The sequence below is a fragment of the Thermomonospora cellulosilytica genome (assembly GCF_014138835.1).
In the GTDB taxonomy this organism is placed as follows: Bacteria; Actinomycetota; Actinomycetes; order Streptosporangiales; family Streptosporangiaceae; genus Thermomonospora; species Thermomonospora amylolytica.
On the sequence record NZ_JACJII010000001.1, the window covers coordinates 2439168 to 2451946 of the forward strand.

The following is a 12779-nucleotide window of genomic DNA, read 5'->3' on the forward strand; positions in this document are numbered from 1 at the left end:
TTCCGGCGGGCATCACCCGGAAGTGTTCACCGATCGTCCGCTGAGGTGGGCGCCGTCGGTGTCCGGTCGCGTTCGCCGCGGAGTTTTCGAACGCCCCGTACCGGAACGGTCAGATCCGGGCGACGTAGACCGTGTTGGCGGCGGGGCGGTCCTGCTGCGGGTTGGGGAATTCGACGACGTGCGTCCGGGTCTCGGCGAACACCGCGGCCAGGTCCCTCTCGAAGCGTTCGTCGGGCGGGTCGTTCGACCACAGGGCGAAGACACCGCCGTCGTGGAGCAGCGCGGTGAGCCTGCGCAGGCCCTCGGGCTCGTAGAACGCGGCGTGGGCGGGGTTCAGCACGTGGCGGGGTGAATGGTCGATGTCCACGATCACCGCGTGGAACGGCCCGCCCGGCGGGTCGGCGCGCCCGGCGGCGACCGCGAAGAAGTCCTCCCGGACCAGGCGGCAGCGGGCATCCTCGGTGAGCGGCCCGCCCAGCGGCACCAGACGCCGCCGATGCCACTCGATCACCTCGCCCAGCGCCTCCACGACCACCAGCGAACGCACCCGCGGGTCCTGGAGCACCGCGTGGGCGGTGTAGCCCAGGCCCAGCCCGCCCACCAGCACGTCCAGGTCCGCATCGCGGGGCAGCGGCTCCAGACCCAGCCGGGCCAGCGCGATCTCCCCGGCGGTGAACAGGCTCGACATCAGGAAGTCGTCATCGAGCTTGACCTCGTACACGTCCTCGCCCGTCACCGGATCGCGCCGCCGCCGCAGGCTGATCTCCCCCATCGGGGTGGGCCGCCAGTCCAGCTCCTCGAAACGCCTGCTCATGCCCGCCCACGCTAGCGGTCAGCCCCCGGGCCCCACATGATTGTCCGGAGCACCGTCCCCGTGCGGCGGCAGATCCCCGCGCGGCGGCGGCGAGATCTCCCCGCCACCGCTCCCGGACCCGTTCGCCGGCGGCAGCATCTCGTCCAGCTGCGCGGGCGAGGCCGGCTTCGCACCGGCCGCCGCGTCCCGCAGCAGGCCGAACGTGGTCCTGCCGACCTGCCCGCTCACCCGCACCAGCAGATCACCCCGGGTCACCGCGTACTCCTGCCGATCCCCGCCGGTCCGCCGCCACCCGTCCCCGTCCTGCACGCACCGCACGCCCGCCCCGGCCACATCCATCGCCGGTATCGGCAGCCGAGGACAGTCCGCCACCGTCAGCCCACGCCGCTCCACGGTCAACCGCACGTCCACACCCGTGTCCGACACGTAGACGTCCTGGAACCCGTCGTCCCCGTACACCCCCATCGCCCCGACCGCCCGGCGAAACCCCTTGAGCTCCATCACATGGACGAGCTCCTTGTCCACCCCGATCTGCCGAGCCCGTTCCACCAGCTCCGCATCCGAAGGCCCCGCCGCACTCCCGCACCCGGCGACGAGCACGACACCCGCCCCCGCCATGACCACCCTCAACCGCCGATACGCCATCCCCACCGCCTTCACCCCCAGGAGCCGCCACCCGCCCCAGCCCGCCCAGTATGTCGCCCTCACCCACAAATGCGGCATCACCGGCGTTCGCGGCCGAGCCGGAGGTGAAGGCCGCCTCGGCGTCCGGCGTGGTCGGAGATGGTTCCCGACTCTGACACCAAGGCGATCCTCCGGTGGCCTTGCGAAGAGGGCGCGGCCGCCGGACCGGCGGTACCTGGCGGCGGTACCACTCGATCCGGCGGCCGGGACTTGGCCGATTCTCAGTGAGCCGCCCTGTCCGGGGCGGTCGGCCCGCTGGTTCGCCTCACGCGGTCTCGAGGAGGATCAGATAGATCGCGTTGGGCGTGAGATCGATGCTCTCGGAATGGGTCTTGCCGGGCCGGACGATCCTCTCGTCGACCAGTTGGAGGTCGGCGCGCCGCGGATCGGTGAAGTAGTTGCTGGTCGTCTGGTCGATCCTGAACATGCGCCGGCGGACCGGGCCGTGCCTGAGCCCGGACGGCAACCGGGACATGTCGATGGTCGCCCGGTAGCTGTCGTCGTGGACGTGCTGCCAGTTCCAGACCATCAGCGATGCGCCCGTGTCGTCCTTGGAGGCGAGCGCGTAGACGCCGTTGTCCCCCTGGAGGCCGCCCGAGACGGCGGACACCCTGGTGTCCTTCATCTTGGACTGCATCAGCATCATGTTCCCGTAGGGGGTGAACGTGCCGGTGAGCGGCCCGCCCGGGGTGCGGGTCACCAGCTGGTCCTTGCGTTCCTCGACCCGGTGCCGGACGCACCAGTTGAACATGTAGGTGCCGGGCTGGCCCGCGTAGAAGTAGCCGTAGGTGGCCAGGCCGGCCGCCTGCCGGAGGTAGTCGTTCCGGGGGTCGGGGTCATCGAACGCCGGACCGGGATAGACGCCCGTCTCGGTGACGAAGGCCGGGATGTCCTTGGGGAGGCGGCGTTTCCGCAGCCATGCCCGCAGGGTGGCCCGGTCCGAGGCCACCACGCGGAGATCCTCGTTGTAGAGCGTGGGCACCCGGTAGTCGTCGTCCCACTTCAGGTAGGAGTGGTAGGAGATGAAGTCCAGGCGCTTGCGGGGGTTCCCGTCGGCGGCGTAGTCGTCCAGGAACGGCTGCAGCCACTTGGGGTCCATGAACATCAGCGCCGGCCCGCCCACCTGGAGCCGGTCGGCACGGCGAAGCCTCTTGTTGACCTCGTTGACGGCCTCGTAGAACGGCACGTAGAAGCGGTAGAGCTCGTCGGGTCGCAAGGTGGTCTGGTCCGCCGGGCGTCCCTGCCGGCGCTCCACCCCGTGGAAGTTCCAGTCCGGCTCGTTGAACACCTCGACGTACCTGACCCGGGGATACTCCTTCTTCAGGCTCCGCAGCATCAGCTCGAGCAGCGGCTCGAGCTCCTTCAGCGGCCTGTCGCCCTCGACGAAGTCGATCGGGTTGAGGTTCACCAGCACCGAGTCGGACACGGTGCTCGCCTGGGTGAGGTAGGCGTCCAGCCTGGACCAGTCGCACGTCTTGGCCGCCAGATCGCACCGGTTGAAGATGTCGTCCTCGGCGGGCGCGTTGGGGCTGCTGAGCCAGACCCGATAGACGTCGCCGTGGAGACCCTGCTCGTTGAGGAACGCGACGTCGTCGGAACGCTGCTCGGGCCATGCGGTGACGTTGCCGAAGTTGTTGTACCTCTCCGGGCGCGGCAACCGGCCCTGCTCGGACCCGAAGTCCACCGACACTCTCGCAGGCAACAGGGCGGACGCGTCCGCCCTGGCAGAGGGCACGACGTTCACGACGGCGGCGCCCGCCACCAGGCCGGTGAGCACGAGCGTCCCCAGGACGCGCCGTCGAGTGCGTGACCAGCCGGTTCCCGGCTCCAGCATCGTCAGGTCCGACATGCACCGCCCTCCTTCCGCCACCCTGTGACCCGCGTCACGGCAGCCCAAAGTAGAGTTGCAGTACGGTTTTCGTATGTCAAGAATCAAATTCTCACTGGGTGGGATGCGACTTCCATGAGGGCCGGTCTGAGCGGCGCCGCTCCTGGACGAAGCGGAACGGATCGACCAGCGTGATCTGGGCCGCCCGCGCGCAGGATCGGGCTGAGACCGGGTGAGCCAGGAGCCGGCCGCCCCCGGCTCACCCGGCCAGGGCTGCCGCTGTCCTGCCATTGGCGGCCGTTCGGGTGCACTGGTGTTCGCCCATGTTCCCGTCACCGTTGCCGTCACTCCCGCGCGCTACCTTGCTGCGATGGCGATGGACATCAGCGGCGAATGGTGGCGCGGGGAGAACGCGGCCGACCTCGCTGAGTATCTGGAGGAGCTTGCGGCGGGCGGCTACCGCGTTGATCGGACTGCCGAGGCGGTGTGCACCGACTGTGATGGCCGTTCCTTCCGACTTCGCGCTGATCCGCTAGAGGGCGCGGTGGAGCGAACCTGCGTGGGCTGCGGCCAGGTCCTTCGCATGCTCGACAGCGGAGACTTCTGGGAAGACGCCGAGCCCGAGGAGGTCGTCTGCCCCTGCGGGGCAGACGTGTTCGACGTGGTGGTCGGCTTCTCGCTGCATGCCGACGATGAGGTGCGTTGGGTCAGCGTGGGGGTGCGGTGCATCACTGACGGCGTACTGGGGTGCTGCGCCGATTGGAAGATCAACTATGGGCCGAGCAGTCACCTGCTCGAACTCGCCTAGGAACACGGCTCTGCCGCAGGGAAGCAACACACCGTCATGCCGGTCCGGGGCGCTCGTCCGCGCGGACGGCGCGACGGTGTGACAGACGACTCCGCGCAGCCGACCGCTCCGACGCGGGGTTCGGGGGCGGCGGAGCCCTAAGCCGTGTTTAGAAAGTGGTCTTGGTGAGGGTGCGGAGCCAGATGTCGATCACGGCGATGTGGATGGTGGCCTGGTAGCGGACGGCGAGCTTGTCATAGCGAGTGGCGACCGCGCGGTGCTGTTTGAGCAGGTTGATGCCGCATTCCACGGCATGGCGGAGCCGGTAGGCGCCGGGGTCGAACGCCGGTGGCCGTCCTCCGGCCGAGCCTTTGGCCTTGCGGTGCGCGGCCTGGTCGGCCTTGATGGGGATGGTCGCGGTGATCTGGCGGCGGCGCAGATAGGCGCGGTTGGCCCGAGACGAGTACGCCTTGTCGGCCAGCACCCGTTCCGGGCGCCTGCGGGGACGCCCCGGCCCGCATCGGGGCACGCTGATGCGTTCCAGCACCGGCACGAACTGCGGACTGTCCCCGCGCTGCCCGCCCGCCGGCACCACCGACAGCGGCTTGCGGCCCTGCTCACAGGCCAGATGAATCTTGGTGGTCCACCCGCCCCGCGAGCGGCCCAGCCCGTGATCGGCCGGCTCCGGGCCCGGCGGCTCGACCTGACCGGCATGGTCACGGCGAGCGCCTGCGGCGTGCTGGTGGGCCCGGCTGATGGTGGAGTCCACCGACACGCTCCAGCCCACCAGCCCGGCGGCGTCGGCGAACGCCATCAGCTTCGCCCAGATCAGCGGCCAGATCCCCTCCCGCTGCCATCGCCGCAACAGGCCATAGACCGACTGCCAGTGCCCGTACCGCTCGGGCACGTCCCGCCACGGGGCGCCCACCCGGGTCCGCCACCGGATCCCGTCCAGCAACTGCCGGCGCGTCCACTTGGCCGGCCTGCCCAGCCGCCCGTCCCGGGGCAGCAGCCGCCCCAGCACCCGTTGCAGCACCCGCCACTGCCGGTCCGTCAGGTCCCTGCGCGCTGTGATCGATACCCTGGCCACCGAGGTCTCCGCGTTGATGGTCTTCTTGGTCGTTGATCCATCTACCGGAGACCTCACCTGCATCCAGGCACCGACATGCCCGACCAAACCGACCAACAGGACTTCCTAAACACGACCTAGATGCGCACTCGATCGACCATCCGGCTGCGTGTCTGGGCTACTCGTCGCGCCAGCTGGTGAACACCGACCTGGGAGAGGGGACACTCGGAGCGCTGAACGGGCTGGGGCGGCCGTCCCTGATGCTCGCGAGCAGGAGTTCCACCATCCCGCCGTCGAAGGGATACCAGGTCTCCTCAAGGGACGGCACCTGGCGCCTCCAGATCAACACCGTCCACTCGTCGGGGTCCTCGCTCGTGCAGTGCCAGTAGGCGTCATCGCCGTGCGTGCTGTATCCCCAGAGCAGGATCCCACCCGGGTCCGGGTAGTACGGGCACCCCTCCGGATGCCGCTGCCCCGAGACGAACGGGCCTTCTCCCAGGAGATGCCCGTACACCGATCCCTCCACCGGCGGGGTGCTGATACCGATGTAGTCGTCGATGACGCCCCCGCCATAGGTCTCCACGAAGCTCCGGTAGTCGGCCGGGAACGTCACCCCGTACTCCTCCCGGACCCGCTCCCAGTCGACCTGGTCCCCGCCACCGGCAGGCGGCTCCAAGACAGCGGTCAACTGCTCTACCGCCCAGTGCATCTGCCCATCCCCTGCGATCCGGCCTTCATCGGAGCATGGCTCTCCTCGGGAGATCCCGCCCCCTGGCTGCGAAGCGTACGGCGATGGCCGGACCTCGTCGCTCACTGGATCAGACGCTGCCCCTCGCTGGTCGCGGCCGGCGACCCGGCCTGTTCCAGACCGCCGCCGCGCTCTTCGGTGTCCCTCGCCGGTCGTGGCCCGGCGGTTCACCGCCCGGTGACCGGCGCCCACACCCGCACACTCCGGGCGGTGAACCGCCGGGCGCTGCGGCGACGCTGCGCGCCGTCGTCTTGACCGGAGGGTGTGATCCCGGTCTCGTCGCTGTCGCGGGTGTGGGAGGAAGCTCGAACGCTGGGCCTGACTCCTGAACAGCGCCTCTCGCCGCTGGCCGGTCGCCCGTACGACCTGCGGCACTCGGGGGTGACGGTCCGCCTCTACGCCGGGATGCCGCCCAAGCAGGTTGCCCAATGGACCGGCCACAGCGTCAAAGTCCTCCACAAGACCTATTCGCAGGTCATGGACGGATTCGATGACACCTGGTTCCAGCGCATCGACAACGTGCTCAACCGTCAGCAGCCCTGACCCGCGCCCCGGGGAGTCCATCCCGAGCATGTCCCGCGGCGTACCCGCGTCCTACCCGTAACCAGCGGCGCACGGCGACATCCGGCGGCACACGGCCGCACACGGCGAAACCCCTACCTGACGGCATTCTTGCTGGTCAGGCAGGGGTTTCACTGATCATCTGGGCGCCCCCGGCAGGATTCGAACCTGCGACACACGGTTTAGGAATCAGGGTCGCTGTCCATCATCTCTATGGGCGGTGACCTGCTAATACTCCGAGTGCACACGGTTCGCAAACCGTGGTTTCGGCATGTATTCGGCACGATCAAGGCTCAACCCCGCTCAGACGAGATCGTCATGGGGTGCCTAGGTTCCGGGCTTCGTAGCGGGCTGAACGGCGCTCAGCGGGCATCTGAGAGAGGGTTCTGAGTGATCACCTGGAACAGAAGCCCGTCGCCCCGATCGCCGAACTTGGCCGCATGAGGGATGGAGTACCTTCCGGGAGCCACCCGAATGGCCCGCAGAACCCGCAGAACCCGCACAAACCCCATCGGGCGGCATCGTCCCTGGTCATAGCGCTTGTCCGTCAGCCAGGGAGCTCCACACAGAATCCCGCAGAATCCCCGCACAAATAGACTCTGTGCCGGCCGTAGGGCAGTGAGCTCGTGAGTGTCCGCCGGCATCCCATGGCCCGGCTCGAATATTGCGAAGGTTCTGCGGGATTCTGCGTGCCCTGCCGCCCTGCCTAGGCAACGCCCCTGGCCTGCAGTGATGGCCGGCAAGGTAGTTCTGCGGGTTCTGCGGGTTCTGCGTGGCTACATGGCCGGCCTTGCTCCCATAGCACAGTGAGACGGTAGGCGGACCGGTGTACGCCAGACTCTCCCGGCAGGGAGCCGCCTGGGCTCAGCTCTCAGGGATGCTTCGGAGCTGGCTCCGGTGGTATCGGACGTGGTCGAGGTCAATCTTGTGCCTCGGATGGGTGCGCAGCGGTCCGATAACCTCACCGGTCAGCGCGTTCACGACCTTCAAATCGTCGGTGATGTACAAGGCCCCGTTGTCGAAGCGAACATGATCGTTAGGGCACAGGCAGAGCATATTGCTCTCCATGTCAGGGCCACCGTGCTTGAGGCCCAGGGGGCGGATATGTGCCCCTTGGCTGTAAGGGCCGGCATCAACTTGCAAGATGATGCCGCATACCTGGCAACGGTGCTGGTGCCACTCCTTAACTCTTCTGACGACCTCGGCGTTTCGGACTGCCTTGTTAACCGTTGTTTGCTTGTGAGGGGCGGGACCCTGCTTCTGTGCTAGATCCTCTTCAAGTGAGGTCTCTATCGGCTGGTCAACGAGGATGCCGGCCTCGGCTTCATCCTTGATTTTGATCAGATGGAATTGGCAGACGCGGAACCTGGGGTCGGCTTCGTGGTCAGCGAACCAGTGAGCCGCAACCCGGTATAGGCCGTCATACCGATATCCGGACGCTGGTGAATAAGACTTGTCCCCGTTGAATCCGCGGATGACTCGGACGGGAAGTCCTTCAAGCTGACTGCGGACAAGCGCTGCGTTGCCCCAATCGTTGAGGTCTTGATGTTTGATCTGCTTTTTGGTGTTGGGGTCCTGGCCGCCATGTCCGGTATAGATAATTTCATCACCGTAATCGCGATCGTCAGGATACCCACCATTCAGGACGATAGCGTCTGCACCCTGCTTGGCAGTACCGGAGATGCCGGCCTGCTCATGTGCATGGAGTCCGGCGGCTTGGACCTCCTTGCGGCTGCTGTAGGTGCTGCCTTCTGGGTGGCCGGGGATGTGACCAAACGTTCGCTTGTATGCCATGGTCACAGGATGCCAGCCTCTACCGACATTCGCTGAGGTCCGTGGGGTCTCACCTGTTCTTGCCTGGCATGTCTGCTGGGGGGGAGGGAGCCCAAGCACCAGTGAGAGGTAGCTTGCTAGGTATGACCGGTGAGTGGGTACGTGTGGCAGACCTCGACAAGGAGACATGGACGCCGGCCAGCGCAGCCCTGACGCTTGAACGTGCTTGCGCTGCGGCTGGCCTGGATGCCAAGGGCGCCCAGCTCATGCGGCTGGGCTCGAACGCTGTCTACCGGCTTGCGGCGCTACCCGTGGTTGTCCGGATCTCTCGCCGGCACGTCGGCACCCAGCAGGCCCGCCGCGCGGTCGCTGTGGCTCGTTGGCTGGCGTCGGTCGACTACCCCGCCGTGCGTGCTACGCCCGTTGAACAGCCGGTGATCGTTGATGGGCATGCCGTCACGTTCTGGGAGGCACTGTCTGATGACGGTGATGAATACGCATCGGTCAGCGAGATAGCGGACATTCTTGCCAAGCTTCATGCGCTCGAACCGCCGCCCGACTTGGAGTTGCCGGCACATGTTCCGTTTGGGAATGCACGGCATCGCATCGAGTCCAGTACTGGGATCAGCGGTGAAGACCGGCGTTTTCTGGCTGCCCGGCTGGTTGAACTAGAGCAGAGTTATGCCGCGCTTCGTTTCGTCCTCCCTCAAGGAGTGATCCACGGAGACGCCGGAGTCGGCAACGTGCTGCGTGACCGGCATGGAGTGGCGAAACTTATCGACCTGGACGGCTTTGCCATCGGTCCGCGTGAGTGGGACCTTGCTTTGACTGCCATCTACTTCGATAGCTTCGGGTGGCACACTCGCGAGGAGTACAAGACCTTCGCGAAGGTCTACGGGTTCGACATCATGCAATGGCCCGGGTATCCGGTGATGCGTGATGTACGGGAATTTCTCATGGTCACGTGGATTGCGCAGAAGTCCGGTGAGAGCGAGCGGACCGCCCAGGAAGCGGCGAAACGCATAGCTGCGTTGCGGACGGGATCCAGTCGGAAGGACTGGCAGCCTTACTAGGCTGATCGGCTGGACGCAATGCGCCACAGCCGTGAGCCGGCTGCCTGTTCGTAGAAGTTGCTCAATTCGGCCGACTTGCCGATGTTGGTTAGGCGCTGGTTGAACTCCCGTAGGTAGCTCACGCAGCGAGCGGACCGGAGTTGTTCGCCCAGCGTTAGGGCACGTAGGGCGACCTTGCCTGCCTGCTCAAGTTCGCCGGCGCCTAGGTAGGCATCGGCTAGAACCATCGTGGCGAAGAAGTCGCTTCGCGCATAGATACCATCATCAATGGTTCCTAGGCATTGGTTTGCGTAGACCGATGCGTCTACCGGTCGGCCCAGGTCCCGGAAGCAGTGGCCGAACTCCGCCGATAGTTCGGCGTCATCAAAGTAGCGAATCCACTCGGGATCGTTGTCTACGTTCCTGCGCTCGAACTCTCGCACGGCGTTGGACAGCGCCAAGTCGCAAGCGCGAGCGTCGCCGAGCCGAGCAAGGGCGCGCGCTTCCATGGCGTAGAAGTGCGCGGTGAGTGTCGGCGTTGCCAACCCTTGCGTGCCGCTGCGCGCGGCCCGGGCAAGGTTCGCGGCATCGCTGAACCGCCCGACGAACGTGGCTTGGTGGCTCATGGCATCGAGGATGCTCGCCGCCAACAGCCGATCGTCGCCAGCCTGGGCAAGGCGCAACGCCTGGATGAAATACCGCTGCGCTAGCCCGTGTAGGGCGCTGTCATATGACATCCATGCGGCGAGCAACGTCGCTTCGGCTACCGCCGAGAACAGCGCCCTCCGTACCGCGTCGGTGTACTGGCCACGCAACATCCGCTCGCCGTCCGTGGCTAGATACTGGATGAGCGATTGGCGAGCGTGGCCACCACCAAAACGGTTGTCGAGCTGGGCGAACATGTCGACTGTGGCCCGGAACCGCTCAACGTCTGGCAGCCCGATCCTTGGTCCGGATGCCGGCCGGTCTATCCGTGGGCTCTCCGGACTGACCAGCCATTGCAGCGATGCGCGGTTCCACGCTTCGGGATCGACCTTGCCCTTGATGACGAGGGTGGCGTTCTCAAGGTCTGCCTGCCAGAGGTGCGTCAACTCCTCTGCGTTCGAGCTCGCCGGCGCGCTGTAGGTCATGCCGAGATCGGCAGGCAGCATGTTGGGTGCCGTCGCCATGCCGATCTCGGCAACCGACACGGACCGGCCCAGGCGCCGACTCAGCGCGGCAGCGATGAACACCGGCGCCTTGCCACGCGGCTTCATGCCGGCCAGCCAGCGCGAGACGTACGTGTGATCGCACCGGGTGAGCGGTTCGCCGGCCAGCCGAGACTCCTCCATCACCGCACGTGCGAACGCCTTGTGTGAGGTGAAGCCGGCTTGCTCCATCAAGCGGGCAAGCCGATCGTTCGGAGCCTTGTCCGCCATCCCTCGTCTCCGAGTGCACATCTGCACCCCCCGGTGTGCTCTGTTGTGCACCCCAGGGGGCGAACCAAGCTGGGTTGCGTCTCAAGGTAACGAGCCCGCTGACCCGGAGTCGAGGGTTCGGAAGGAGGTGATGACCTTGCCGGTTCTGCTACTTGCCCAAGCGGGATTCGAGCGCTTCGACACGCTGGCGAAGTTCGGCGAGCTCTTCCCGCAGGCTGGCCAGCGCCGGCGCATCTTCGGCGGTGGGCTTGTCGGCCTGGCCCTCTACAGAGATCCGGCGCAAGTGGTCTTCCGGCCAGCGCAGCGCCCGGGAGATGGCCGCGAGGGTCGAGCGAGAGCGCTGGCGGTTGGTGCCCTGCTGGATCTCTCGCAGCGTCGCCGGCGAGATCCCGGAGCGTTCGGCGAGCTCCCGTTGCGTGATGTCGAGCTCCCGCATCCGCTCGTTGACCGCTCGCGCGACGGCCGCCCAGTCACCCACAGCACCCTCCTGAACAGGCACTAGTCCCGATCCCGCACCCCCGAAGCGTACTCACAGAACCGGCGCTGTTGACAGCGCCAATATCAGCGCTAATACTTGCGCTCACGGCGCCCAAGGAGGTCCGAGATGTTCCCGCAGCCGAAGAAGTACGGCCAGATGATCGCCGGCGTGGTGGCCGCGATCTACGTGTTCAACAACCCGGCGCAGGCCGCCGAGTTCGTGAACAAGGCCGTCGCCGCGATCAGCACGTTCGCCGGCGCGCTGGGCTGACCAGCACGCCCAACCAGACCCACGGGCGCCCTGGTGCACAGCCACCAAGCACGCCGCCAGGGCGCCCGCTCCGACCGATCCCAACCCGGCCATCCAAGCAAGGGAGTCCCGAACCGTGAACGTCCTGCGTAGCCAGATGTTCGACCTGGACATCTGGGACCTGATCGAAGACCTGGACCACGTGGGCCAGTGCAGCGCCCTCCCCGAGCTGCACGACGGCCCGGACAACCCGGACAGCGAGTCCGACGAGGAACGCGCCGCGCGCGAGGAGGTCGCCCGGCAGCTCTGCCAGGAGTGCCCGGCCCGGCTGTTCTGCCTGGACTACGCCGTTCGCATCCGGCCGGAGCGCGGCATCTGGGCCGGCTTCACCGCCGATGAGATCGACACCCTGTTCCCGCTCACGCTGGGGGAGGCCGCGTAATGTTCGGCGCCGACGCAAGCGTGTTCGCCGCGGTGTTCGTGGCGCTGTACGCCGCCCACGAGGTGGGCGACCACTGGGCGCAGCGCAGCGCCGAAGCCCTCGGCAAGGGTGGCCCCGGCTGGCGTGGCCGCTGGCTGTGCGCCCGCCACGTGATGACGCTGGCCGCCGGCAAGGCCGCCGCCCTCGGTTTGGCCGCGGTGGTACTGGGACTGCCGCTGAACGTGTGGGCGGTGCTGGCCGCGCTGACGGTGGACGGCATCTCCCACTACTGGGCCGACCGCCGCACCACCCTCATGCGGCTGGCCCGGTGGGTCGGCAAGGGCGAGTTCGCCGCCCTTGGCGACGGTGCCGCCGCGCCGGCCGGTACCGGCGCCTACGCCCTGGACCAGTCCTGGCACATCGGCTGGCTGTTCGTCGCCGCCCTGATCGCCTGCCTGGGGGTGGGCTGAGATGGCCGCCCACCGGACCATGGCCGCGTTCTTCGACCCCGCCGGCACCCGCTACGGCGTTCCTACCTGGCCGTGGCGGATGGCGCCGCCGCACCTGCTGACCCGTCGCCAGCTCGCCGCCCGCGGGCTGCGTCCGGGTGGCCAGACGATCGCCGGTCAAGTGCTGTGGCGGTCGCGCCGGTACAACGCCCCGGGCGGAGTCCGTGCCGCCTACCTGTACGACGTTCGGCTGGCGTTGCCCAAGCGGACCGCCAGCCCTGCCCAGCGCGCCGCGCTGGCCAAAGCCCTCAAGGCTCGCCGCGTCTGCCCCGAGTGCGGCGCTGACGCCGGTTACGTCCTGCCGCGCCGTTCGGGCGTCTGCCTGGATTGCGCCGACGCATGGGAGATCGCGTCATGACCCCCCTCAACTCGACCTCGCCCCCGTCCT

Annotated in this window: 15 protein-coding genes; 7 read left to right on the forward strand and 8 right to left on the reverse strand. The window is 67.4% G+C overall.

Annotated elements, in window-relative coordinates:
- Window positions 1-109: 109 nt before the first annotated feature.
- The 3 genes from HNR21_RS11575 to HNR21_RS11585 form a co-directional block, all read right to left on the reverse strand.
- Window positions 110-814, reverse strand: a complete 705-nt coding sequence (locus HNR21_RS11575) for a spermine/spermidine synthase domain-containing protein (protein ID WP_182705193.1) — start codon at window positions 812-814, stop codon at window positions 110-112.
- Between the two features lie 18 nt (window positions 815-832).
- Complete coding sequence (locus HNR21_RS11580) at window positions 833-1432, reverse strand: hypothetical protein (RefSeq protein ID WP_182705194.1); 600 nt, start codon at window positions 1430-1432, stop codon at window positions 833-835.
- Window positions 1433-1763: 331 nt separating this feature from the next.
- Window positions 1764-3347, reverse strand: a complete 1584-nt coding sequence (locus HNR21_RS11585; protein ID WP_182705195.1) for a hypothetical protein — start codon at window positions 3345-3347, stop codon at window positions 1764-1766.
- A 349-nt stretch (window positions 3348-3696) separates the two neighbouring features.
- Here HNR21_RS11585 and HNR21_RS11590 point away from each other — a divergent pair, with 349 nt between their 5' ends.
- Entirely contained in the window at window positions 3697-4134 is a 438-nt protein-coding gene (locus HNR21_RS11590) for a hypothetical protein (protein WP_220500131.1), read from the forward strand.
- Window positions 4135-4282: 148 nt separating this feature from the next.
- Here the strand turns inward: HNR21_RS11590 and HNR21_RS11595 are convergent, their stop codons facing one another.
- Together HNR21_RS11595 and HNR21_RS11600 are read right to left on the reverse strand one after the other, a co-directional pair.
- Window positions 4283-5203: an IS5 family transposase gene (locus tag HNR21_RS11595; protein ID WP_182705197.1), complete on the reverse strand. Its 921-nt coding sequence runs from the start codon at window positions 5201-5203 to the stop codon at window positions 4283-4285.
- A 157-nt stretch (window positions 5204-5360) separates the two neighbouring features.
- On the reverse strand, window positions 5361-5870 hold the full coding sequence (locus tag HNR21_RS11600; protein WP_182705198.1) for an SMI1/KNR4 family protein: 510 nt from the start codon (window positions 5868-5870) through the stop codon (window positions 5361-5363).
- Between the two features lie 324 nt (window positions 5871-6194).
- On the opposite strand from HNR21_RS11600, the gene HNR21_RS11605 reads away from it, so the two are divergent.
- The gene (locus HNR21_RS11605) at window positions 6195-6473 is read left to right on the forward strand and encodes a site-specific integrase (RefSeq protein ID WP_182705199.1); all 279 of its coding nucleotides are present in this window, start codon (window positions 6195-6197) and stop codon (window positions 6471-6473) included.
- Between the two features lie 882 nt (window positions 6474-7355).
- Here the strand turns inward: HNR21_RS11605 and HNR21_RS11610 are convergent.
- Window positions 7356-8285, reverse strand: coding sequence for a YDG/SRA domain-containing protein (locus HNR21_RS11610; RefSeq protein ID WP_182705200.1), 930 nt, complete (start codon window positions 8283-8285; stop codon window positions 7356-7358).
- A 122-nt stretch (window positions 8286-8407) separates the two neighbouring features.
- Between HNR21_RS11610 and HNR21_RS11615 the strand changes: the two genes are divergently transcribed.
- Entirely contained in the window at window positions 8408-9337 is a 930-nt protein-coding gene (locus HNR21_RS11615) for a phosphotransferase enzyme family protein (RefSeq protein WP_182705201.1), read from the forward strand.
- On the opposite strand, the gene HNR21_RS11620 is transcribed toward HNR21_RS11615, so the two are convergent.
- On the reverse strand, window positions 9334-10734 hold the full coding sequence (locus HNR21_RS11620) for an NsdA family TPR-like regulatory protein (protein ID WP_182705202.1): 1401 nt from the start codon (window positions 10732-10734) through the stop codon (window positions 9334-9336). The two genes, HNR21_RS11615 and HNR21_RS11620, sit on opposite strands and share 4 nt — an antisense overlap.
- 148 nt (window positions 10735-10882) lie before the next feature.
- Entirely contained in the window at window positions 10883-11212 is a 330-nt protein-coding gene (locus HNR21_RS11625; RefSeq protein WP_220500132.1) for a helix-turn-helix domain-containing protein, read from the reverse strand.
- Between the two features lie 126 nt (window positions 11213-11338).
- Between HNR21_RS11625 and HNR21_RS11630 the strand changes: the two genes are divergently transcribed.
- From HNR21_RS11630 to HNR21_RS11645, 4 genes are all read left to right on the forward strand, one after another.
- Window positions 11339-11482: a hypothetical protein gene (locus HNR21_RS11630; RefSeq protein ID WP_182705203.1), complete on the forward strand. Its 144-nt coding sequence runs from the start codon at window positions 11339-11341 to the stop codon at window positions 11480-11482.
- 115 nt (window positions 11483-11597) lie between these two features.
- Window positions 11598-11903, forward strand: coding sequence for a WhiB family transcriptional regulator (locus HNR21_RS11635; RefSeq protein ID WP_182705204.1), 306 nt, complete (start codon window positions 11598-11600; stop codon window positions 11901-11903).
- Window positions 11903-12352: a DUF3307 domain-containing protein gene (locus tag HNR21_RS11640; protein WP_182705205.1), complete on the forward strand. Its 450-nt coding sequence runs from the start codon at window positions 11903-11905 to the stop codon at window positions 12350-12352. The genes HNR21_RS11635 and HNR21_RS11640 overlap by 1 nt, the downstream gene beginning before the upstream one ends.
- 1 nt (window position 12353) lies before the next feature.
- Window positions 12354-12749 carry an RRQRL motif-containing zinc-binding protein gene (locus HNR21_RS11645; RefSeq protein ID WP_182705206.1) on the forward strand — a complete coding sequence of 132 codons (396 nt, stop codon included), beginning with the start codon at window positions 12354-12356 and terminating at the stop codon, window positions 12747-12749.
- Window positions 12750-12779: the final 30 nt, after the last annotated feature.